Source organism: Streptomyces sp. GL_148, assembly GCF_057834205.1.
On sequence record NZ_JBYQMC010000002.1, the window covers coordinates 337,568 to 357,493 of the forward strand.

Genomic DNA, 19,926 nt, shown 5'->3' on the forward strand with positions numbered 1-19,926 from the left:
CTCCCACCTTCACTCGCGGAATATGTGAGGGACTGGCTATCAGAAGGACGGGACAGTATTCCCGCCGCAAAACGCAGACAGCTCCAGCAGTTCGCCCCGAAATTGCGAGAAAGACTTCAATGACAACGGCCTCACGAACCAGGCCGTGTGCCACTGGCGAAAGAAGGGATATTCTAGGTGTTCATGAAACCTGCTGGCCATTGTGGCCGACGACCGTGGGTCAATCGGCTATGCGTCGTGATGGTCACCCTCCTGCTGGTCGTGGGTACCGAAACTGCGGCTACACCAAGAGGCCTAGAAGGGAGCGATGGGCGTAGGGTCAATCGCGTAGCAACTGTCGCTAACTCTACGGCGGTGGCTGCGGAAACTAAAATGCTCAAGGTTTCCCAAACCGGGAAATTTGGAGGCCCCACGCCTGTACCGGCTCCTACTCCGGGAGGTTCAATTACGCCTCTTTCTGGAGAAGCTGAAACCTCATCTGACTGGTCGATGTTTCGCCACAACCCACAGAGAACGGGTAGTCACCCTACGTTCTCATTGGCGGATCCGTTCACCACGAAGGATCTTCAGGTCAAATGGATGAGTAACCTTAACGGGTACATCAAGTCATCCGCTGCCATTGTGCGAAACACGGTTTTCGTGGGCTCCAATGATGGAGGCCTCTATGCGCTAGATCGAGAGACTGGCGCGGTGAAGTGGCGATATGCGACAAACGGACTCGTCGAATCGTCTCCAGCCTATTCACGGGGAAGGGTGTTCGTCTCATCATCTGATGGGGTATTGCATGCAGTGGATGGGGCAACAGGTGCTCGCTTGTGGGTGCACGGCCAACCAGGCGAGTACAACTCTTCCTCGCCGCTCGTCACGTACGGCACAACCTTCAGTGAGCATCGAGTGTTCGTTGGAACCTCCACGGGCAAAATCGTAGCCCTTAGTCACAACGGCCAGGCGATGTGGAGCTTCCAGACACAGGCCGAAGTACTCTCATCGCCGGCTTCTACCAGACTGGGAAATGTCGATGTAATCCTAGCTGCTAACAGTGCTGGTGAGGTCTTCGCACTGCAGGCCAGCACGGGAGCATGCCTCTGGCGCGTTGTGACGAATGGAGCTGTCGTAGGAGCTGTCGCTACGGATCAGGTTCGGGTCTACGCCGCGACGACAGCAGGTACTTTGTACTCCTTCGATGCCTCGACGGGGAACCAACTCTGGACCTATCACACCGGTCAAACGATTGTTGCTTCGCCGGCCCTCAGTGATGCGGACGCAGCAGGCGACAGAAAAGTCTACATCGGCACTCGAAGCGGAGCACCCAACGAGCCTGGAAGGCTCCATGCTGTATCCAGCCTGACAGGAGCCCAGGTCTGGTGTCGTATCTTCGCCGGATCTGTGCTCTCCTCCGTGGCTCACACGACACAGGGAGTGGTCTTCGTAGGAGCAGGGACCTCGCTCTGGGCTCTGAACAGGACGGACGGAAGCGTGCAATGGAGCGCCGCCTTGGGTGGTGAAGTCGCTGCCTCTCCTTCGCTGTCGCAGGGGGTTGTTGTGGTGGGCTCCGCCAACCATCACCTCTACGCCTTCGCCACGCCGACCCCCGTTCCGCCCTGTTCTACATGCACGACTCCTGCGCCCTCACCTGCGTGTTTGACGCCGGGTTGTGCCGCCCTCCAGCCCACGGTTCCCGTACCCTCACCTGCGTGTTTGACGCCGGGTTGCGCTGCCCTCCAGCCCACGGTTCCCGTACCCTCACCTGCGTGTTTGACGCCGGGTTGCGCTGCCCTCCAGCCCACGGTTCCCGTACCCTCACCTGCGTGTTTGACGCCGGGTTGCGCTGCCCTCCAGCCCACGGTTCCCGTACCCTCACCCACTCCGTCCATGTGTGCCGCAACCGTGTGTCCCAGTCTCCCTTCGCCTCCTTCCACCCTGGTTCCTCACAAATGAGGTAATGGCTAGGCCTGACGCAGCGACGGGCACATTTTGTCGGCAGGAAACAGGAATAACGCAAGATCCGCTGGCCGACATAGAAAAGAAAGCCATGGATTCCCGGGCTGGGAACGATGTCAGTATATCGTTCCCAGCCGACTACTGCGCGCTACGCGAAGGAACATCTGCCCTGACGGACCGGGGCAAAAAATGCAAAGACGTAATTGGTGCAGCATTAACCGATAATCTAAATTCCGGCGAGACGATCTTGTACCCATAGATCACCAAGAGAAGGGGATGTTTTGATTCCCGAGAGACGAGGCGGAAAGGCTTGCAGAGGTAGTAGCGTTACCCCGCAAGCAGATATTACACATCCTGCTCCACTCACGCTTTTCTCGAATCCAGCAAAGAACTGGGCGGTAGAGGCTTTTGCTATAATTTCCGAGGGAGGTGAAAGCTACCTCCTCTACATGGCAGCCGATCTTAACCGGTCCGGCTGGATGCGGTTCAACCTGGAGGCATGTCGGGCGAGCTCTATGATTTCTAATGTGCTCATCGACTGGATTGTGACCTTCGAGATTGCTGATTCCTCTGGGAACCTTTGGGTTACCGAAATAAAGGAAACTGGCTGCCAAGCGTGGGCTAAACATGTCTACCCTGATGCGCTTCTCCGGCTATCCTCGGATTACTTGATCACTCGGGATGGAAAGGTCGCGAGCCTCGTACATGGAACATCTTTCGATATGAAGGAGAGGTGCAAAAGGTTGTGGATTCGGCGGTCCCCTAATGAACCGCGCGACTTTTACCAGCTTCCGAAAGGCGAGTTTTCTTCGAACTATAATCTGAATATGTCGAGTGGCGGTGAATTTTCTGTCGACCTGATAGAAAATGGGATCATTAGGAAATTTCTAGGCACTCAAGGACAGGCTGCGCTCGAAGAAGTCGGGTTTTACGGAGCGCGTCACGTGGTCTCCATCGCCGGGGCGATCCGGTCAGAGGGCGAAAAATTCCCGTCTCTGATTCTTCTTGGCAGCGATGGGGTCGTCTTTTTCGTGGATTCCAAGAGTATGAAAGAATGTGACATTTCGTTCCCGAGTCCAGTAGCAAGTGTGCAAATTGTAAGCCATTTCGACAGTGCGGAAATCTATGCGGTCGATGTAAACGGTGACGGGTACATAGCGTCAATCGGGCGAACCCCATCGGGGAAGTGGGAGCCTGAACACGCTAGGATCACGTTCTATAGGCGTGGGGTATTGGAATTTTTTCCAGTGATGCATCCTTACTCCCGTCCGGCCGTATGCACAATGGATCACCTTGGGGTGTTCTCTTTTCATTCGCATGGCCCGACAGGGTGGGAGCGAGTTTCTCCCCCGGGCGCTTAGAGCTCGTAACAGGATCTTGATGAGAAGTCCTGGTCGGGCGTGACCGGTGTGACGATTCGACCGTTCGTGATGGTGTGAGCACTCGGCCGTGGATCGTGGACGACGACTTGTGGGCGCTGATCGAGCCGCTGCTGCCGCCCTGGCCGACGAGGTCACCAGGGCCGCGGCCGGTGGCTGACCGGCTGTGCCTGCAGGGCATCCTGTACGTGCTCTGCAACGACATCGCCTGGCAACTTCTGCCGCCTGAGTTGGGGTTCGGGTCCGGGCAGACGTGCTGGAGAAGACTGGAGCGGTGGCAGCAGGCCGGGGTTTTCGAACAACTGCACCGCATCCTGCTCGCGGAGCTGCACGCGGCCGGCCGCCTCGACTGGTCCAGAGCCTGCGTGGACGGCTCCCACATCCGGGCGAAAAAGGGGGCGCCGACACCGGTCCGTCGCCGGTCGACCGGCGGAAGACGGGCAGCAAGCACCACCTGATCTGCGACGGACGCGGCACCCCGCTCAAAGTCATCACGACAGCGGCGAACGTCAACGACGTCACCCAGACCCTCGCCCTGGTCGACGGCATCCCACCCGTGGCAGGCCGTCCCGGCCGGCCCCGCCGGAGGCCCGAGGCCCTGCTCGGAGACAAGGGTTACGACTCCAACCCCAACCGCGATGAGCTGCGCAAACGCCGTATCCTGCCCGTCATCTCCCGCAAAGGAGCCCCGAACATCAAGGGCGTGGGCAAGCTCCGCTACGTCGTGGAACAGACCTTCGCCCTGCTCCACCAGTTCAAACGACTGGCCGTCCGATGGGAACGCCGCACCGAACTCCACGACGCCTTCGTCTCCCTCGCCTGCAGCCTCATCTGCTGGCGACGCCTCAACAAGCCCGACTCATGATCGTGTTACGAGCTCTTAAGGCGTCTGGATAATGCGACTTTTCTGTGCCGTTGATCCCCAGCCTCTACTGATTGAGCCTTTTCCATCTTGATCAGTTGGCGAGTTCGAGGGCGACGACGGCTCGGACGACTGCGGTGATTCGGGTGGTGCTGCAGCGGAGCTTCCGCAGGAGTCGCCAGCACTTGAGGGTCGCCATGGCGCGTTCGCCGAGGCTGCGGATCTTGGCGTGGTCCCGGTTGTGACGTCGGCGCCAGCCGCGAAGGTTCTTGCCCCGGAACGGGACGCGGACGGCAGGACCCGCACCTTGGTAGGCCTTGTCCGCCCAGCACTTGACGCCGTCGGTGGCGAGAGCGGCGGGAATGCCATGGGTCCGGGCCGCGGTCAGGTCGTGAGTGGCCCCGGGCAGCGCGTCCGATGCCCAGATCAAACGCCCGGCCGGATCGGCGATGACCTGCACGTTCATGCCGTGATGCTTCTTCTTCCCCGAGTAGTACGGCCGGTCGGCGGCGATGCGGTCGATCGGCAGCACGGTGCCGTCGAGGATCACGTACGCCTTCTTCCGCACGGTCTGCATGGCCTGTTCGAGCGTGGGCGCGAGGGCGGCCAGGAGGTCGACGGCCTCGCGTATGTACCGGTAGACCGTCGCGATCCCAACCCGAAAACCCGCCGCGAGGCGGGCGTAGGTGTCGCCGCAGCGCAGGTGAGCGAGGACGAGCAGGGCCTGCCGGCTACAAGTGAGGCACCGCCAGCGGGAACCAATGCGGCGGCGGTGACCTGCGAGAAGACCGGAGAGGTGCTGCAGGGTGCGGCTGGACAGATCGATGGCGGACGGGCAGACAAGCACGAGAGCTCCTGGCGGACTGGTGATCTTGGTCGTGAACCCGTCTACCAGGAGCTTTCTTCATGCCCACCACCGGGAACCCCGATCCAACCACCCGTCAGGTTGGAAGAGGTTCAATGTGTTCCAGGGGCGTCGGGGTTTGATCAGCTCGGTTTTGAACAGGCCGATCATGCTCTCCATCAGGGCATTGTCGTAGGCGTCGCCGACGGATCCGATCGAGGCGGCGATGCCGGCGGCGTCCAGATGCTCGGCGAGCCGGAAACTCGTATATTGCGACCCGGCATCGGAATGGTGGATCAACTCGCCTGGCTGGACTGGGTGTTGTTCGCGGTCGCGTTGCCAGAGAGCCATTTCCAGGGCGTCGAGAACGAAGACGGTTTCCTTCACGGTGGCCGCGGACCAGCCGACGATCCGGCGGGAGAAGGTGTCCACGACGAAGGCGACGTAGACGACCCGGCCCAGGTTTTCACGTGGGTGAAGTCGGCGACCCAGCAGCGGTTCGGGGCGCCGGCGACGAAGTCGCGGTCCAGCAGGTCCGGAGCCCGCCCGGCCTGTCCGCCGGGGAGCGTGGTGATCACTCGCTTCCCGCGGACCACGCCGGCGATCTTCAGCTCGCGCATCAGGCGCTCGACCGTGCAGCGGGCCACGGCATGTCCCTGCCGGTTCAGTTCGCGCCAGATCTTCCGCGCTCCGTAGACACGGTAGTTGGCCTCGGAAGCCTCGCGGATCAGCTCTTTCAGTTCGGCGTCACGCACGGTCCTGGCGGATGGCAGGGCTGTGCGTTTGTGGTGGGCGTAGTAGGTGGAGGGTGCGATCTTGCAGTCGTGTGCGGTCAGCACGCGGCAGATCGGCTCGACGCCGCCGAAGCGGTCCCGGTGCTCGTCGATGAACGCTACGAGCGTGTGTGTGGCCGGTCGAGCTCGGCCGCGAAGAAACTCGCCGCGGCTTTGAGGATGTCGTTCGCCCGCTTCAGCTCGGCGTTCTCCTTCTTCAGCGCCTTGAGCTGGACGGATTCCTCCGTCGTCGCCCCCGGACGCGTCCCCGCGTCAATCTCTTGTTGCTTGACCCAGTTTCTCAGGGTCTCGCGCGACCCGATGCCGAGTTTCTCGGCCACCGTCTGCAGTGCGGCCGTCTCGTTCGGGTGATCGTCGCGGACCTCGGCGAACATGCGCACCGCACGGCGTCGGAACTCGAGGGGGTAGCGGGAAGGTCGTGCAATGACTCGATCCTTTCACGGAATCGAGTCTCTATCGAACCCGGAACGGTTCACTCCACGCAGTGCAGCCACCGCAGCAGCCCCTCACCGCCCTGCGCGCGAACCGCCCAGCCCATGACACCCACAACCTTGCCGCTGCTGTCGACCGCCACCTCCGTGCGCGACTCCTCCAGCAGCGAGGGGGCCTCAGCGCCCGGACGGCTTTCGGCAAGCACAGGCCTGAGCATGTCTGCGGTCGCTGCCGGACGGCCGGGCAGCCGGTCGTTCTCGAACAGCTCCACCACCCGTTCCAAGTCCCGCTGTGCATAAGGACGGACCTTCATGGTGGCTCCGGTACCGACCGACATGATCACTGCCACTGCCTGCTGCTCCCTTACCGTGGACCGTCTGCAGGCCAGCCTTACCCAGGAACCGCACGCCGAAGCCTTACGCCGCACCCCGCTCTGCCGGAAAGCTTCGGTTGTAGGACCGTGTGCGCTATCAGGCTACCTGCCGCCTCGGGTCCTGCCCGGAAGGCCGTGGTACTTCGCGCCCCGCCTGAAGCCAGATCCGTACGACCTCGTCGTAGATCGGCGTGTCCGAGACGCTTCCGTAGCCACTGCCCGGTCCGGAAGAAGCCGACCGTGGCGCGGGAACGGTTCTGCGGTCCATATTCATGCTTTGCCAACGAGCGAGCTGGCACTGAGGAAACCTCAGCTTCGGCGCCCGACCCGAGCCACCGCGCCGGCTCGTGCTGTGGGCTTGGTCCGCTTTGGGGTTTGCCCCTGTTTGTGGACATCTCTTAAGGATCAGATCGTGGGATCCGAGATGGAGGTGTCGTGGTGGGTGCTGCCCGGTATTCGGAGGAGTTCAAGCGGGACGCGGTCGAGCTGGTGTTGTCCACCGGCCGGACGGTCGGCTCGGTGGCCAAGGAGGTCGGGGTCAACGGCGAGTCGCTGCGCCAGTGGGTCCGCAAGGCCCAGCCCGCCGCTGGCGCGGACGGTGACGCGGTGACACCGTCGGAGCGTAAAGAGCTGGAGCGGCTGCGCAAGCAGGTCCGTGAGCTGGAGCTGGAGAAGGAGATTCTCCGCCAGGCTGCCCAGTATTTTGCGAAGGAGATGGGTCGTTGACCGGCCGCTGGCGGTTCATCTCCGACCACCATGTGGAGTACGGCATCCAGCGGCTGTGCAGAATCCTGCAGGTTTCCCGCTCGGGCTTCTACCGCTGGCGCCTGGCAGGGCCGACCCTCGCCGCCAGGGCGGAAGCCGAGGCGGCTCTCACGGAGCAGATCCGGACCATCCACGGCACAACGCGGGGTGCCTACGGAGTGCCGCGGATTACCCGCGAGCTACGGGAAACCGGCCCGGCCGTGAACCACAAGCGGGTCGCGAGACTGATGCGCGCGGCCGGCATCACCGGCCGTCACCTCCGCAGGGGAAAACGGACCACGGTGCAGGACGCGCGGACGCCGAAGGCCCCGGACCTGCTGGAACGCGACTTCACCGCCCCACGGACGGATGTGCGCTGGTGCGGGGACATCACGTATCTGCCGGTCGGAAAAGACTGGATGTATCTGGCGACCGTCATCGACATCCACTCGCGACGGGTCGTGGGCTGGTCGATGGCCGACCACATGCGGACCGACTGAGGGGCACCGAAGAAAACGGACTGTGCTTGCGCGAGAAACTTACGCTGCGAGCTGTATCTTCTCGTATTCGCGGTGAACCTCTTGCGGGGTCTTGTACCCAAGTCCCGAGTGCAGGCGTCTACGGTTGTAGAAGACTTCTATGTACCGCACTATCGCCTTGCGTGCGTGTTCCCGGGACGGGAAGGTAGTGCGATACACGAGTTCGTTCTTCAGGGCTCCGAAAAAAGACTCGGCCATGGCGTTGTCCCAGCAGACTCCGGTCTTGCCGACCGAGGGCCGCATTTGCATCCTTTGAAGTTTCGTTCGGAACTCTTGTGAAGTGTACTGGCTTCCTCTGTCAGAGTGAAATATGCATCCATCAGCGAGCTTGATATTGCCCGCTGCCATGTCGACGGCGTCCGAGATGAGGGATGTCTTCATGTGGTTCGCCATGGACCAGCCGACAACGGCCTTGGTGTGGCAGTCAATCACCGTCGCCAGGTAGAGGAAGCCGTCCCAGGTGTGGATGTATGTGATGTCTCCCACCAGTTTCTGTCCGGGAGCGGCGGCCGTGAAGTCGCGTCCGAGGAAGTCCCGGAGTGCCGGCTGATCATTGTCTGACACGGTCGTGATCCGCCAGGGCCTTGGCTGGCAGGGGACCAGGTCCAGGTCCCGCATCAGGAGACGCACCAGCTCGGGCCCTGCCTCGACGCCCTTGCGGCCGAGGGCGGCGTGAACTCGGCGGTATCCGTAGGTGCCATCGGATTCGTCGAAGACATGACGAATGATGAGCTTCAGTTTTTCACGCCGCTCGAAAAGTGGGCGAAGCCGGTCGCATTTTCCAGGAGTAGAAACCAGAGGTGGAAACGTCAAGCCAGGTGCACATGCCCGTGATCGGGAAATTGTCCTTCTCGCCGTCGATGAACTCATACTTCTCGGTCACCGATGGTCGCGGGCAAAGAAGGCTGCCGCTTTTTTTAGGAAGTCCCGTTCGGTGGTGACCTCCTGCAATTTCTTCTCCAACTCGCGGACACGCTCGTCCGCGGCGATGGAATCTGCCATCGGTTCGCCTGCGAGGTGCCGCTTCCGGTACTGGGCGACCCAACGACTCAACGAGCTCTCGGTGACACCGAACTCCTTGGCGACATCCGCGTGGGGGCGTGATTTGTCGAGTACTTCCCGCACTACTCGCTCTTTGAGTTCTGCCGAGTACGGGGTCGTGCGCTTTGCCACTTACCTATCCTTTGGTCAAGGTAAGTATCTCTTGCATGGCGGGAGTCCGCGAACTTCGGGGCACCTCAGACCCTCGTCGTCGACGCCCTGGAAGCGGCCGTGGCCACCCGTGGTGGCACCGTCGAAGGCGTCATCTTCCATTCCGATCGCGGAACACAGGGTGGATTCAATCGGTCGTCGCAACACCTTGATCATGGAGGTGCGCGATGGGACGAGACGAGAAGCAGAAGGTGCCGGAGGTGCCGGCGGGAGTGCGACGGCAGTGGGCGGCGGATCGGGCGATGCGACCGCCGATGCGTTCACCGGGCCGGCCGGAGCCCTCTCGTGCGGTGCAGCGCCACTTCTGGCGGCGGATCGCGTCGGGAGTGACGTCGGCAGAGGCCGCGCTGGCCGTGGGTGTTTCATGTCCGGTCGGAACACGGTGGTTCCGTCACGCTGGCGGTATGCCACCGATAAGCCTGGACGAGCTCGGGGGCTCCCCCTGAGTGGTGGACACGCTGATACTGGATCTGCTTGATCCGGAGGAAGCGAGAAGACCGCCGATGGCGATGAAGGACTATTCGGACGAGTTCAAGGCCGATGCCGTGGCCCTGTACGAGTCCACACCTGGGGCGACGTACAAGAGCATCGCCGCTGACCTGGGTGTCAACCGGGCGACCCTGCGTGAGTGGGTGCTGCGGGACCGCGAACGCCGTGGGGTCACCGCCGCGGTCGCGAAGCCGGACGCCCGGCCTCAGGCGGCGGTGCCGTCCGCTGATCCGGACGAGCGGGTCCGGCAGCTGGAGGCCCGGGTGGCCGAGCTTGAGGCAAGTGAGTGCAAGCTCGCCACTGAGCGGGACATACTCCGCAAGGCGGCCAAGTATTTCGCCGGAGAGACGAACTGGTGAGGAGCCGCTTCCAGTTCGTTGACGACCACCGGAACACCTACGAGGTGAAGCGGCTCTGCCAAGTCCTGGACGTGAACCGGTCCAGTTACTACAAGTGGCTCGCCGGTGCCGAGGCCCGGGTCACCCGACAGCGGGAGGACCGATTCCTGGCCGAGGAGATCCGTAGGATCCACGGCGAGTCTGGCGGCGCCTACGGCTCCCCGCGAGTGACCGCCGAGCTCCGGGAGAAAGGGCGGCAGGTCAACGAGAAGCGGGTCGCCCGCGTCATGCGGACGTTCTCCATCACCGGCATCCGCCTGCGCAGACGCGTCCGCACCACCGTCCCAGACCCCTCAGCCTCACCGGTTCCTGATCTGTTCCAGCGGAACTTCACCGCCACCGGACCGGGTCGGAAATACATGGGCGACATCACCTATCTGCCGCTCGCGGGCGGGCAGTTCCTCTACCTCGCCACCGTGCTGGACTGCTTCAGCCGCAAAGTCGTCGGCTGGTCCATCGCCGGCCACATGCGCACCAGCCTGGTCACCGACGCACTGCAGATGGCCGCCTCGACCCGCGGCGGCCTGGATGGCGCCGTGTTCCACTCCGACCACGGGGCCCAATACGGTTCCCGGGCCTTCGCCGACCTCTGCGAACAGCTCGGGGTCACCCAATCCATGGGCGCGGTCGGCACCAGCGCCGACAACGCGGCCTGCGAGAGCTTCCACGCGTCCCTGAAACGCGAGACCCTCCAAGACACCCGCGACTACGGCAACGCCGACGCCTGCCGCAGAACCGTCTTCGCCTGGCTGACCCGCTACAACACCCGCCGCCGGCACTCCGCCAACGGCTACCTCAGCCCCAACGAATACGAACGCCGACACCACGCCGCTAAACTCACGCTCGCCGCGTGATCAATAACCGCGTGCCCACCATCACGGGGGAAGGCCCGGGGAACCTCACCTGCCCACCGAGCAGAGCTGCCCCGAGGCATCAGCCCTGCCGGGCGGCCGCTCGACCACCTCGTCAGCCATCTTCTCTCCGGCCGCCACCGAGGCGGCTGGTTCCGTCTTGTCTGCCATGACTCATCCGATCCGCCTGCCCACAGGCACGAGGCCGAGCCCCGGGCCAGGCTTTCACATCACGGACTTACGCAAACCTTCAGACACACTCGTAGAAAATGATGAGGCAGGTCAGGGTCCACCGAGACAGGAGGGAAGGTCTCCAGCACAAGTTCTGGCAGCTTCTGTCAGAAAGCAGACCTACATAATGGGCCTCTACGCGGCCGTTCAGCATGTGCTTGGTGTGATAGGACCTTGAGTGGCATGAGAGGGCGTCAGGCGGCGGCGCACGGCTTCCAAGCTTCTTTCAATCTGCTCGGATGGGGTATTCGCTCCCTTTAGCCAATACCAGGACCCTGTTGGCGATCTTGTGAGGGGGCAACTGGCGGCCGTGCAGAGGGCGTGGAAACGACTGGGGGGTCGTCGGGGCGGGTCGGGTCGGTGATCCAGTCGGTGACGCGAGTGACGTTGCAGGCCAGGCCGAGTACGTGCTGGACGTGTGTTCTTGGCAGGCCTCGGTAGCGGATCCGGCGCAGGCCGCAGGTGCGGACGTTCTGGGAGAGGGTGGCTTCGATGCCGGCGCGGATCGCGTATCGGCGCTGCCGATCCTTGGTTTGCTGGTCCAGACGGTTCCGTTGCTGGATCTCGTGCCGTTCGCGGGTGGGCAGCGGCGCGAGTGGGCGGGGACCGCTGGCCGCGTTGGTGCACTGGGGGCGGACGGGGCAGGCCGGGCAGGTTGAACCGCCCCGGTTTTCGTGGAGGCGTTGATGTGTGGTTTTCAGGCTGCTTGGGCGGGCTGGTGTGAACGGTGGTGGACGGTCTCGTACTCAGTCGGGGGGAGGTTGTCCGCGGAGCGGCTCTGTCTCACATTCGGTGGTGACGGAGAGTGCCGCTATTCGAGGAGGATGCGGTGGCGGAGGAGCGGGAAGCCTGCTCGGCCGTACATTTGCCGCTTGATCAGCTTGGTCTTGTTGTTGACGCCTTCGGTGCTGCCGTTGTGGTGCGGAAGCGTGAGCGCGGCGATCACGGCGTCGCGGTCTCGGTCCAGGCCCCGGGCGAAAGCGTGCAGATGGGGCAGGTCGGCCGTCCGGACCTCGACGGTCCAGTGCTCGAAAGCGTCGGCATTTCCTGGGTCGGGCACCAGGAGCTGGGCGAAGGGCGGGATGCAGGCGGCGAGCCGGGTCATTTCGGGGCAGGCGGCGGTGAGTCGTGCCAGGAGGTCGTGGTGTTCGGTCTTGAGGTTGTCGGGCTTGGTGAGGATCATCCGGGCCAGTCGGCGCGGGGAGATGTGGCTGCGGTCGGCGTCCGCGCGGCCTTGGTTGATGTACTTGTGCAGGAGGTTGAGGCAGCCGGTGAACCCGGGGGCCTTGATCTCTTCGAAGAGATGTCGGACGGGGGCGGCGGGGTCTTCGGCTCGGCGTTTGCGCAGGTGTTCGCGGTAGGGGTCGACGAGGCTGGCACGGTATTTGGGGACGCGGAGCATCCGCTCGGGTTGCTCGGCTCGGGCGTAGCGTTTGACGGTGTTCAGTGCCAGCTGCAGGCGGCGGGCGCATTCGAGCAGGCCAACGCCCGTGTCGAGCAGGTCGTGGACCTGGTGCCAGCGTTCGAGGGTGGTCTGTGCGCGGGGCCCGTCGTACAGGGGTGTGTCCAGCACGGCGGCCCAGCAGGTGCTGTGTGCCTTGACCTCGCTCAGGGCGGCCTCGCACAGGTTGTGCCACAAATGCCAGCGGTCGGCGACCTGTACCGCGTCGGGCAAGGCGCGACGGATGGCTTCGGGCGTAGGTCGTCGAGCCGTCGCGGCACACGATCTCGACGCCCGGATGGGTTCGCAGCCACGCCTCCAGAGTGTCGGCGGTGCGGTCGGGGAGCACGTCGATCCGTTCATGGGTTTCGGCGTCGATCACCACGGTGGCATAGCGGTGCCGCCGGCGCAGGGCGAAATCGTCGACACCAATCACCCGGTGCACACGCCCGGTGGGCAACGGGATGCGCAGCAGGGTGCGCAGGGCCGTGTGACGCGACAGGCCCACGGCGAGTATCGCCAGAAGACGCGATCCAGCCCGGCCCGCTAACTCTTTGACCACGGCCTTGACCTGCCTGGTCAGACGGGCCGTGCGTCGCTGGTATCGCTCCAACACCCCGGGCATCTGCTCGCGGAAGGTCTGCCGGCAGCCGCGTGTGGGACACACCAGACGCCGCACCCGCACACGGACCACCACCCGGCGGTCGTCGACCGGCACGTCGGCAACTGTCCGCCAGTGGTAGCCGTGCACCCGCCCCGCCGACGCCCCGCACACCGGACAGATCGCCGCCTCCTGCGGAGTCCGCGACCGCACCACGATCCGTTCACCCTCGTCGGCCACATCTTCGATGACCAGCGGGAACAGACCCGAAAACACCATCTGCACAAGCTCGTTGACTTCCTTCACGCGAAGGTCAACGACCCGCACGACTCTCCGTCACCACCGAATGTGAGACAGAGCCCGTGGAGCCGTGGAGTCGTCGCTCGTTGTACCAGTCGACCCAGGGCAGGGTGGCGATCTCGACCTCGTCCAACGTGCGCCAGGGGGCCTGCATCTTGATGAGCTCGGTCTTGCAGAGACCGGTCATCGACTCGGCCGCGGCGTTATCGTAGGCGTCGCCGACGGTGCCGATGCTGGGTGCGGCGCCGGCTTCGGCCAGGCGGTCAGTGTAGCGAACCGACGTATATTGACTGCCCGCATCGCTGTGATGGATCAGCCCGGCCAGGTCATGGCGGCCTTCACGCCGACGCGTCCAGATGGCCATGTTGAGCGCGTCCATGACGAGTTCGGTCCGCATGTCCGGCTGTGCGCCAGCCCAGGACCCGACGGGAGAACACGTCGATGACGAACGCGACGTAGACCGTTCCCGCCCAGGTGGCGACGTAAGTGAAGCCGGTCACCCAGAGTTCGTTGGGCGCCTCGGCGGTGAAGTTGCGGTTCACCAGGTCGTTCGGCCGGGCCGCGGCCGGATCCGGGACGGTGGTGAAGCGTTTCTTCCCGCGCACCGCGCCGGCCAGGCCGAGGACTCGCATGAGGCGCTCGACGGTGCACCGTGCGACATCGACGCCTTCCCGCCGGAGCTGACGCCAGACCTTGCGGGCCCCGTAGACGCCGTAGTTCTCCTGGTGCACCCGGGCGATCTCCTTCTTCAGTTCCTCGTCACGGACCTCGCGGGCGGACGGAACGGCCTGCCGGTTCCTGGCGGCGTAGTAGGTCGACGGGGCGATCTGCAGCTCTCGGCAGACCGGCTCGACCCCGTGCTCGTCGCAGATCTCGTCCACGAAGGCGGTCACCTGGGCAGTTTCGGGTCGAGCTCCCGGGCGAAGAAAATCGACGCCGCCCGCAGAATTGCGTTCGACCGTTCCAGGTCCTTGACCGTCCGCTCCAGCTCCGCGATCCGCGCGGCATCCGCCGACGAGGTCCCGGGCCGCTGCCCGGCATCGGTCTCCGCCCGTTGCACCCACCCGCGCAGGGCCTCACGATGGACCCCGAGCTGATCGGCGACCCGGGAGATCGAGCCGGTCTTCGTCCCGGTCTCCCGACGTATCTCGAACACGAGCCGGATCGCTCGCTCCCGCAGCTCAGCGGGGTATTCCCTCGGTGCCGGCATGACTCCAACCCTTCCAGGGTTCAGAACCTCCAAGATCCCCGGGGCGGTTCAGGTGGCTTTGTCGAACTTGGTCTGGATGTAGTCGTGGCCGTTGATGTGCAGGGGTCGCCACTCGCGGCTGAGGTTGCCCTGGTGAGATTCCCCCGGGATGCGGAAGTGGCTGGTGGAGTGTCAGATGGGGATCGTGAAAGGGAGATGTCACGATGTCCGCACCGATGAAGTACCCGCTGGAGTTGCGTGAGCGGCGGTGGCCATGTATCGGGCCGCTGATCCGGAGCCGGTGATCCGTCACATGGCGAGGGATCTGGGCGTGCACCACGAGGCCCTGCGCAACTGGATCCGCCAGGACGAGGCCGACCGCGGTGAGCGCGGGGATCGGCTGACCAGCGAGGAGAACAGCGAGCTGGTGGCTCTGCGGAAGGAGGTCCGGGACCTGCGCCGGGCGAACGAGGTCCTGCGCACTGCCTCGGCGTTTTTCGCGGCCTAGGTGTGCATTTGCCGGAGCTTGATTACAGCGGGGTCTGGGTCTTCTGCTTCAGGCGTTCGTAGGGCGTTTGGCCGCCGAGGGCGCCGTGGGGGCGGTGGTAGTTGTAGTAGTCCTCCCACTCGCGGAGCTTGTCGTTGAAGACCCCGGTGTCGTCGATGACGACACCGTCGAGCATGCGGTAGAACTCCTCAGCGTCGATGCGGTGGGAGCGCTCGACCTTGCCGTTGAGGTGCGGTGATGCCGGTTTGATGTAGGTGTGGGCGATGCCCTTGTCGAGGATGTTCCAGTGGAAGGCGGACTGGAACTCGGCTCCGTTGTCGGTCTGGATCACCTCGACGCGGAACGGTAGACGCTCCAGGACGTAGTCGAGGAACTGCACGGCGGTCTTCTGGTCGCATCGCGGGTAGATCCGCAGGACCCGAAGACGGGTGCAGTCGTCGATGGCGGTGAACTGGTAGTACTTCGCTCGCCGCCGCCGCTTGGGCAGAGTTGCGGTGACCGGGGCCGCGGACGGGGTCCTTTCCGGGACGCCGATCGGTTCGATGAATTTTACGTCGATCTGGACTCGGTTGCCGGGCTGCTGCTTCTCGTAGCGGGTGTAGCGCTTGTCGTGCCGTTTGTAGCGCTGAGAGGCCGGCAAGCGGTTCATCCCGAGTCTCTTGAGGATGCGGTAGACGGCGGAGCAGGCGATGTCGATGTCGTGGTACCGCTTGAGGTACATCTTGATCTTCATCGGGCCGAAGTGGTAGTGCTTCCGCAGGTAGACGATCTTGTTGACGACGTCGGCCTCGGCGGCGTGGGGGCAGTGGTGGGGCTTGCTGGAGCGATCCCGCAGGCCCTCGAGGCCCTCGTCCTGGTACCGGCGCAGCCACTTGTAGAAGCACGTGCGACTGATGCCGTAGTAGCGGCAGGTCAGTGCGACGTTCCCGGTGACTTCCTCGGCGTGGCGCAGGACCGCCAGCCGATGTTGGGCCTGGCGGTCCCGCTGCTGTTGCGGCGAAGGGGGCATGGCAGATCTCCGTCTACTCAGAGACCCATGTGTAACCAACGTCAGGCAGTTTTATACCTAGCTCGACCCGACCCGGCCCAGGTGACCGCGCTCATCGACGAGCACCCCCACCTGGGAATCGAGCTGGTACTCCGGGAGACGAACACCCTGCCCTCCACCTACTACCGTCGGCGCCGCAGGCAGAAGAACCCGTGCCGCCGTGAGCGCGAGGACGCTGCACTCCTGGAGATGATCAGAGAGATCCACACCCAGTCGCACGGTGTCTACGGCTCGCCGCGAATCCACGCGGCACTGGCCCGGCGCGGGATGAGGGTGGGCCGCAAACGGGTGGAGCGGCTGATGCGCCAGGCCGGCATCCAGGGTGTCAGCCCCCGCACCCGGCGCTGGAAGACCACCATCGCCGACCCGTCCGCCACTTTCGCTCCCGATCTGGTCAAGCGGGACTTCACCGCCCCGGCCCCGGACCGGCTGTGGGTCACCGACCTGACCGTGATCGACACCGCCGAAGGACCCTTGTGGCTCTCGGCGATCCGTGACGCGTTCTCCCGCCGCGTGGTGGCCCGGGAAACCTCCGCCCGAGCGGACACCGACCTGGTCCCCTCGCGTCACTCGAGTACGCCCTCGCCTCCCGCAGCCCCGAGCACGGACGGCTGGTCCATCACGCCGATCACGGCTGTCAATACACGAGCATCAAGCTCACAACTCGCCTGCTCAGAGCGGGGATCGCGGCTTCGATGGGATCGGTGGGCGACTCGTACGACAACGCCCTCGCCGAGAACCTGTGGACCCTCATCAAGAGCGAAGGGATCCGCGGCCGCGTCTTCGCCACCCGGGCCCAGGCCAACCAGGCCCTGTTCGAGTACATCGACGGCTCCTACAACACCACCCGCATCCAAAAACGCCCCGGCTACCTCAGCCCCATCGAATACGAGGAGAAGTTCTACGCCGAACAGGCAGCGGCCGAACGAGCGAACCTGAATACCCATCAACCCATCACGGCCAGCTGATCAGCACCCCCAGCTCACCGGGGGAACCTCAGTGAGCCTTTTCCATCTTGATCAGTTGGCGAGTTCGAGGGCGACGACGGCTCGGACGACTGCGGTGATTCGGGTGGTGCTGCAGCGGAGCTTCCGCAGGAGTCGCCAGCACTTGAGGGTCGCCATGGCGCGTTCGCCGAGGCTGCGGATCTTGGCGTGGTCCCGGTTGTGACGTCGGCGCCAGCCGCGAAGGTTCTTGCCCCGGAACGGGACGCGGACGGCAGGACCCGCACCTTGGTAGGCCTTGTCCGCCCAGCACTTGACGCCGTCGGTGGCGAGAGCGGCGGGAATGCCATGGGTCCGGGCCGCGGTCAGGTCGTGAGTGGCCCCGGGCAGCGCGTCCGATGCCCAGATCAAACGCCCGGCCGGATCGGCGATGACCTGCACGTTCATGCCGTGATGCTTCTTCTTCCCCGAGTAGTACGGCCGGTCGGCGGCGATGCGGTCGATCGGCAGCACGGTGCCGTCGAGGATCACGTACGCCTTCTTCCGCACGGTCTGCATGGCCTGTTCGAGCGTGGGCGCGAGGGCGGCCAGGAGGTCGACGGCCTCGCGTATGTACCGGTAGACCGTCGCGATCCCAACCCGAAAACCCGCCGCGAGGCGGGCGTAGGTGTCGCCGCAGCGCAGGTGAGCGAGGACGAGCAGGGCCTGCCGGCTACAAGTGAGGCACCGCCAGCGGGAACCAATGCGGCGGCGGTGACCTGCGAGAAGACCGGAGAGGTGCTGCAGGGTGCGGCTGGACAGATCGATGGCGGACGGGCAGACAAGCACGAGAGCTCCTGGCGGACTGGTGATCTTGGTCGTGAACCCGTCTACCAGGAGCTTTCTTCATGCCCACCACCGGGAACCCCGATCCAACCACCCGTCAGGTTGGAAGAGGTTCAGTATAAGGGTTTTGCCCTGATGGAGAAGACGTTCATGGGGCCAATTGTCATGCCTGCGGCCGAAGGGTGACGGGTAGATAAATTCGCTGCGAAACACCGGGGCAGGTGTCATGGCTGGACAGGCCTGCGGGTCCACAACCGCCGATTACTGTAGGCAGTGTCCTGTGGGTCGGATGGTCGTTTGATCGACGGCCGGTGCCGTTGCCCGCTGGTCGCAGCCGGACACCGCGACGACTCCCTCCACTTCGAGGCCGTCATGGCCGGCATCCCCATACCCAGAATCGGGAATGGCAGACCCAGGACGAGACCAGACAGCGTGAGCGCGGATAGTGCGTACTCCTCCCGCGCGATCCGCGCCTACGTACGCCGTCGCGGCATCACTGCGCTGACCCCTGAACCTGCCGCAAGATCGCCAACCGCAAGCAGCGCGGCGGCCGCCCACTCGGCTTCGGCTGCCAGGCATACAAGCACCGCAACACTGTCGAGCGATGCATCAACCGGCTCAAGCAGTGGCGCGGTATCTCGATGCGCTCCGACAAGCTCGCCGTGCACTTCAGGTCGCGGTGATCTTCCCTTGGGCGCGAACCTGCCGGTTGGGCCGGTCACCTCTGCCAGGAGAGCGCCTCAAACCGATGCGCTGTCACCTGCCGCCAGCAGTCCGAAGAGCCGAAGAGCCGGAGAGTCTCCTCGCGGGCGACATCGAGCATCTCCCCTGGGCCCCCGAGTCCGTGAGGCTTATTCACGGGGGTTCGTAGCCCGATTTCCTTGATCGTGAAGAGGGCCCTGCTCCGTAGCCTGATGTTTGCGAAGACGTCAGATCATTACCGGGGCAGGGCCGTTGAGCTGGGACGTTACGACAGGGCTGGACAAGGATCAACTGGGCGGGCTGGTGGAACAGGTCCACCGGGCGTTGGTGGAGGATCCGGACCGGACGGTGACGCCGGGGCGGATGTGGGTGCTGGGGCTGTACAAGTCGGTGGTACTGGTGCTGTTCCTGCTGCGGCAGAACCCCGTCCAGGAGGCGGCCGCGGAGCTGTTCGGGATCTCCCAGGCCACTGTCTCCAGGCGGTGGACGACGCTACTGCCGGTGGTGGAGAAGGTCCTGGCCGGACACGTCCCGGACCCCACGGAGATCTCAGCCGGCCGCCTCGTCCTGATCGACGGCACCCTGGTGACCACCTGGGACGGGGCAAGCGAGGGCACAACAATGTTCTCCGGCAAGCACAGGGACACCGGCTTCAACCTGCAGGTCGCGGCCACTTTGTCAGGGGATCTGCTCGCGGTCCCGGCGCCCGTCCCGGGCTCACGGCACGACATGCATGCCTGGCGGCAGTCCCACTTTCCCGGGACGTTCGCCAACCGGGAGGACATCGGTGACCTGGGCTACCTCGGCTCCGGGATGCTGACCGCGAGACGCAAGCCCCCAGGCCGGGAACGGCCCGCCGGAGACAAGGTCTACAACCAGAGCATCGGCAAACTCCGCGCCGCGGTCGAGCGGGCGATCGCGCACCTGAAGGACTGGAAGATCCTCGCCACCCGCTACCGCGGCGCCCTCCAAACCTTCCCCCTCATCACCAGGACCATCACCGCCCTCGCCTTCTACAAGAAGGGCTGGTGAACCCCGTGAATAGGCCTCCTCGTCCGGGCTTTCCCAGACCAATAGACCGCTGCCGAAGGCGCTGAGGCACCACCCGCTCTCATGAGCGAGCGAGACAGCGAGGTGCTCGTCATCGGCCTGCGCCAGACCGTCGAGCACTCTCCTCATCGTCTCCGGATCAGGCTCGTCGACCGTCCGCCCATAACGTCGTACATGAAGTAGCTCATTGATCAATTACACGACCTCCTCGTAGGTACCCAGGAGAGGC

General features: G+C 64.2%; 18 protein-coding genes, 5 pseudogenes and 1 other annotated feature. Of the genes and pseudogenes, 11 read left to right on the plus strand and 12 right to left on the minus strand.

The features are described from left to right. The first annotated feature begins 579 nt into the window (after nucleotides 1-579). The 3 genes from AC3IYI_RS41135 to AC3IYI_RS41145 all read left to right on the plus strand — a co-directional run bounded on the left by AC3IYI_RS41135 (nucleotide 580) and on the right by AC3IYI_RS41145 (nucleotide 4,185). A complete protein-coding gene (locus AC3IYI_RS41135) occupies nucleotides 580-1,938 on the plus strand; it encodes an outer membrane protein assembly factor BamB family protein (RefSeq protein WP_489412266.1) in 1,359 nt (452 codons plus the stop codon). Nucleotides 1,939-2,468: 530 nt separating this feature from the next. Continuing rightward, nucleotides 2,469-3,302 (plus strand): hypothetical protein, encoded by an 834-nt coding sequence (locus AC3IYI_RS41140; RefSeq protein ID WP_489412141.1) that lies wholly within the window; start codon nucleotides 2,469-2,471, stop codon nucleotides 3,300-3,302. 74 nt (nucleotides 3,303-3,376) lie between these two features. After that, nucleotides 3,377-4,185, plus strand: a protein-coding gene (locus tag AC3IYI_RS41145; RefSeq protein WP_489412001.1) for an IS5 family transposase whose coding sequence is annotated in 2 segments (ribosomal slippage) — nucleotides 3,377-3,694 and nucleotides 3,697-4,185 — 807 coding nt in all. Because the reading frame shifts where the segments join, the coding sequence is not laid out codon by codon here. 91 nt (nucleotides 4,186-4,276) lie between these two features. On the opposite strand, the gene AC3IYI_RS41150 is transcribed toward AC3IYI_RS41145, so the two are convergent. Genes AC3IYI_RS41150 through AC3IYI_RS41170 form a run of 5 tightly spaced genes read right to left on the minus strand, consistent with a single transcriptional unit; the run spans nucleotide 4,277 to nucleotide 6,601 of the window. Further along, nucleotides 4,277-5,029: a transposase family protein gene (locus AC3IYI_RS41150; RefSeq protein ID WP_489412078.1), complete on the minus strand. Its 753-nt coding sequence runs from the start codon at nucleotides 5,027-5,029 to the stop codon at nucleotides 4,277-4,279. Nucleotides 5,030-5,086: 57 nt separating this feature from the next. Next, a complete protein-coding gene (locus AC3IYI_RS41155) occupies nucleotides 5,087-5,458 on the minus strand; it encodes a DDE-type integrase/transposase/recombinase (protein WP_489412142.1) in 372 nt (123 codons plus the stop codon). Beyond that, the gene (locus AC3IYI_RS41160) at nucleotides 5,410-5,865 is read right to left on the minus strand and encodes an IS3 family transposase (protein ID WP_489412143.1); all 456 of its coding nucleotides are present in this window, start codon (nucleotides 5,863-5,865) and stop codon (nucleotides 5,410-5,412) included. The genes AC3IYI_RS41155 and AC3IYI_RS41160 overlap by 49 nt, the downstream gene beginning before the upstream one ends. 53 nt (nucleotides 5,866-5,918) lie before the next feature. Continuing rightward, a complete protein-coding gene (locus AC3IYI_RS41165) occupies nucleotides 5,919-6,245 on the minus strand; it encodes a transposase (RefSeq protein ID WP_489412267.1) in 327 nt (108 codons plus the stop codon). A 47-nt stretch (nucleotides 6,246-6,292) separates the two neighbouring features. Further along, on the minus strand, nucleotides 6,293-6,601 hold the full coding sequence (locus tag AC3IYI_RS41170) for a hypothetical protein (RefSeq protein WP_489412144.1): 309 nt from the start codon (nucleotides 6,599-6,601) through the stop codon (nucleotides 6,293-6,295). A 459-nt stretch (nucleotides 6,602-7,060) separates the two neighbouring features. Here AC3IYI_RS41170 and AC3IYI_RS41175 point away from each other — a divergent pair, with 459 nt between their 5' ends. Together AC3IYI_RS41175 and AC3IYI_RS41180 are read left to right on the plus strand one after the other, a co-directional pair. Further along, a complete protein-coding gene (locus tag AC3IYI_RS41175; protein WP_489412145.1) occupies nucleotides 7,061-7,351 on the plus strand; it encodes a transposase in 291 nt (96 codons plus the stop codon). Next, complete coding sequence (locus AC3IYI_RS41180; protein WP_489412146.1) at nucleotides 7,348-7,869, plus strand: IS3 family transposase; 522 nt, start codon at nucleotides 7,348-7,350, stop codon at nucleotides 7,867-7,869. The genes AC3IYI_RS41175 and AC3IYI_RS41180 overlap by 4 nt, the downstream gene beginning before the upstream one ends. A 39-nt stretch (nucleotides 7,870-7,908) precedes the next feature. On the opposite strand, the pseudogene AC3IYI_RS41185 reads toward AC3IYI_RS41180, so the two are convergent. Beyond that, nucleotides 7,909-9,081 (minus strand): annotated as a pseudogene (locus AC3IYI_RS41185) (IS3 family transposase). 206 nt (nucleotides 9,082-9,287) lie between these two features. Here AC3IYI_RS41185 and AC3IYI_RS41190 point away from each other — a divergent pair. Together AC3IYI_RS41190 and AC3IYI_RS41195 are read left to right on the plus strand one after the other, a co-directional pair. Beyond that, nucleotides 9,288-9,557 (plus strand): annotated as a pseudogene (locus tag AC3IYI_RS41190) (IS30 family transposase); the annotation flags it as partial. 66 nt (nucleotides 9,558-9,623) lie between these two features. After that, nucleotides 9,624-10,861 (plus strand): IS3 family transposase gene (locus AC3IYI_RS41195; RefSeq protein WP_489412064.1). Its coding sequence is split into 2 segments (ribosomal slippage): nucleotides 9,624-9,954 and nucleotides 9,954-10,861, totalling 1,239 coding nucleotides; the frame shifts between segments, so codons are not numbered across the junction. Between the two features lie 45 nt (nucleotides 10,862-10,906). Here the strand turns inward: AC3IYI_RS41195 and AC3IYI_RS41200 are convergent. From AC3IYI_RS41200 to AC3IYI_RS41215, 4 genes and pseudogenes are all read right to left on the minus strand, one after another. Next, nucleotides 10,907-11,029, minus strand: coding sequence for a hypothetical protein (locus tag AC3IYI_RS41200; RefSeq protein ID WP_489412147.1), 123 nt, complete (start codon nucleotides 11,027-11,029; stop codon nucleotides 10,907-10,909). 317 nt (nucleotides 11,030-11,346) lie between these two features. Continuing rightward, entirely contained in the window at nucleotides 11,347-11,790 is a 444-nt protein-coding gene (locus tag AC3IYI_RS41205) for a transposase (RefSeq protein ID WP_489412268.1), read from the minus strand. 110 nt (nucleotides 11,791-11,900) lie between these two features. After that, nucleotides 11,901-13,410, minus strand: a pseudogene (locus tag AC3IYI_RS41210) (ISL3 family transposase). A gap of 34 nt (nucleotides 13,411-13,444) precedes the next feature. Next, nucleotides 13,445-14,641, minus strand: a pseudogene (locus tag AC3IYI_RS41215) (IS3 family transposase). After that, nucleotides 14,250-14,364 (minus strand) — a sequence feature (AL1L pseudoknot). It overlaps the preceding pseudogene by 115 nt. Before the next feature lie 253 nt (nucleotides 14,642-14,894). On the opposite strand from AC3IYI_RS41215, the gene AC3IYI_RS41220 reads away from it, so the two are divergent. Then, nucleotides 14,895-15,128, plus strand: coding sequence for a transposase (locus tag AC3IYI_RS41220; protein WP_489412269.1), 234 nt, complete (start codon nucleotides 14,895-14,897; stop codon nucleotides 15,126-15,128). A 22-nt stretch (nucleotides 15,129-15,150) separates the two neighbouring features. Here the strand turns inward: AC3IYI_RS41220 and AC3IYI_RS41225 are convergent, their stop codons facing one another. Continuing rightward, on the minus strand, nucleotides 15,151-16,137 hold the full coding sequence (locus AC3IYI_RS41225; protein ID WP_489412148.1) for an IS481 family transposase: 987 nt from the start codon (nucleotides 16,135-16,137) through the stop codon (nucleotides 15,151-15,153). 228 nt (nucleotides 16,138-16,365) lie between these two features. Here AC3IYI_RS41225 and AC3IYI_RS41230 point away from each other — a divergent pair. Both AC3IYI_RS41230 and AC3IYI_RS41235 read left to right on the plus strand, forming a co-directional pair. Then, nucleotides 16,366-16,452: pseudogene (locus AC3IYI_RS41230) on the plus strand (IS3 family transposase); the annotation flags it as partial. Between the two features lie 419 nt (nucleotides 16,453-16,871). After that, nucleotides 16,872-17,144, plus strand: coding sequence for an IS3 family transposase (locus AC3IYI_RS41235; protein ID WP_489412149.1), 273 nt, complete (start codon nucleotides 16,872-16,874; stop codon nucleotides 17,142-17,144). 51 nt (nucleotides 17,145-17,195) lie between these two features. Here AC3IYI_RS41235 and AC3IYI_RS41240 read toward each other — a convergent pair whose 3' ends face one another. Further along, the gene (locus AC3IYI_RS41240; protein WP_489412078.1) at nucleotides 17,196-17,948 is read right to left on the minus strand and encodes a transposase family protein; all 753 of its coding nucleotides are present in this window, start codon (nucleotides 17,946-17,948) and stop codon (nucleotides 17,196-17,198) included. A 951-nt stretch (nucleotides 17,949-18,899) separates the two neighbouring features. Between AC3IYI_RS41240 and AC3IYI_RS41245 the strand changes: the two genes are divergently transcribed. Further along, nucleotides 18,900-19,679: a transposase family protein gene (locus AC3IYI_RS41245; protein ID WP_489412073.1), complete on the plus strand. Its 780-nt coding sequence runs from the start codon at nucleotides 18,900-18,902 to the stop codon at nucleotides 19,677-19,679. Nucleotides 19,680-19,926 lie beyond the last annotated feature (247 nt).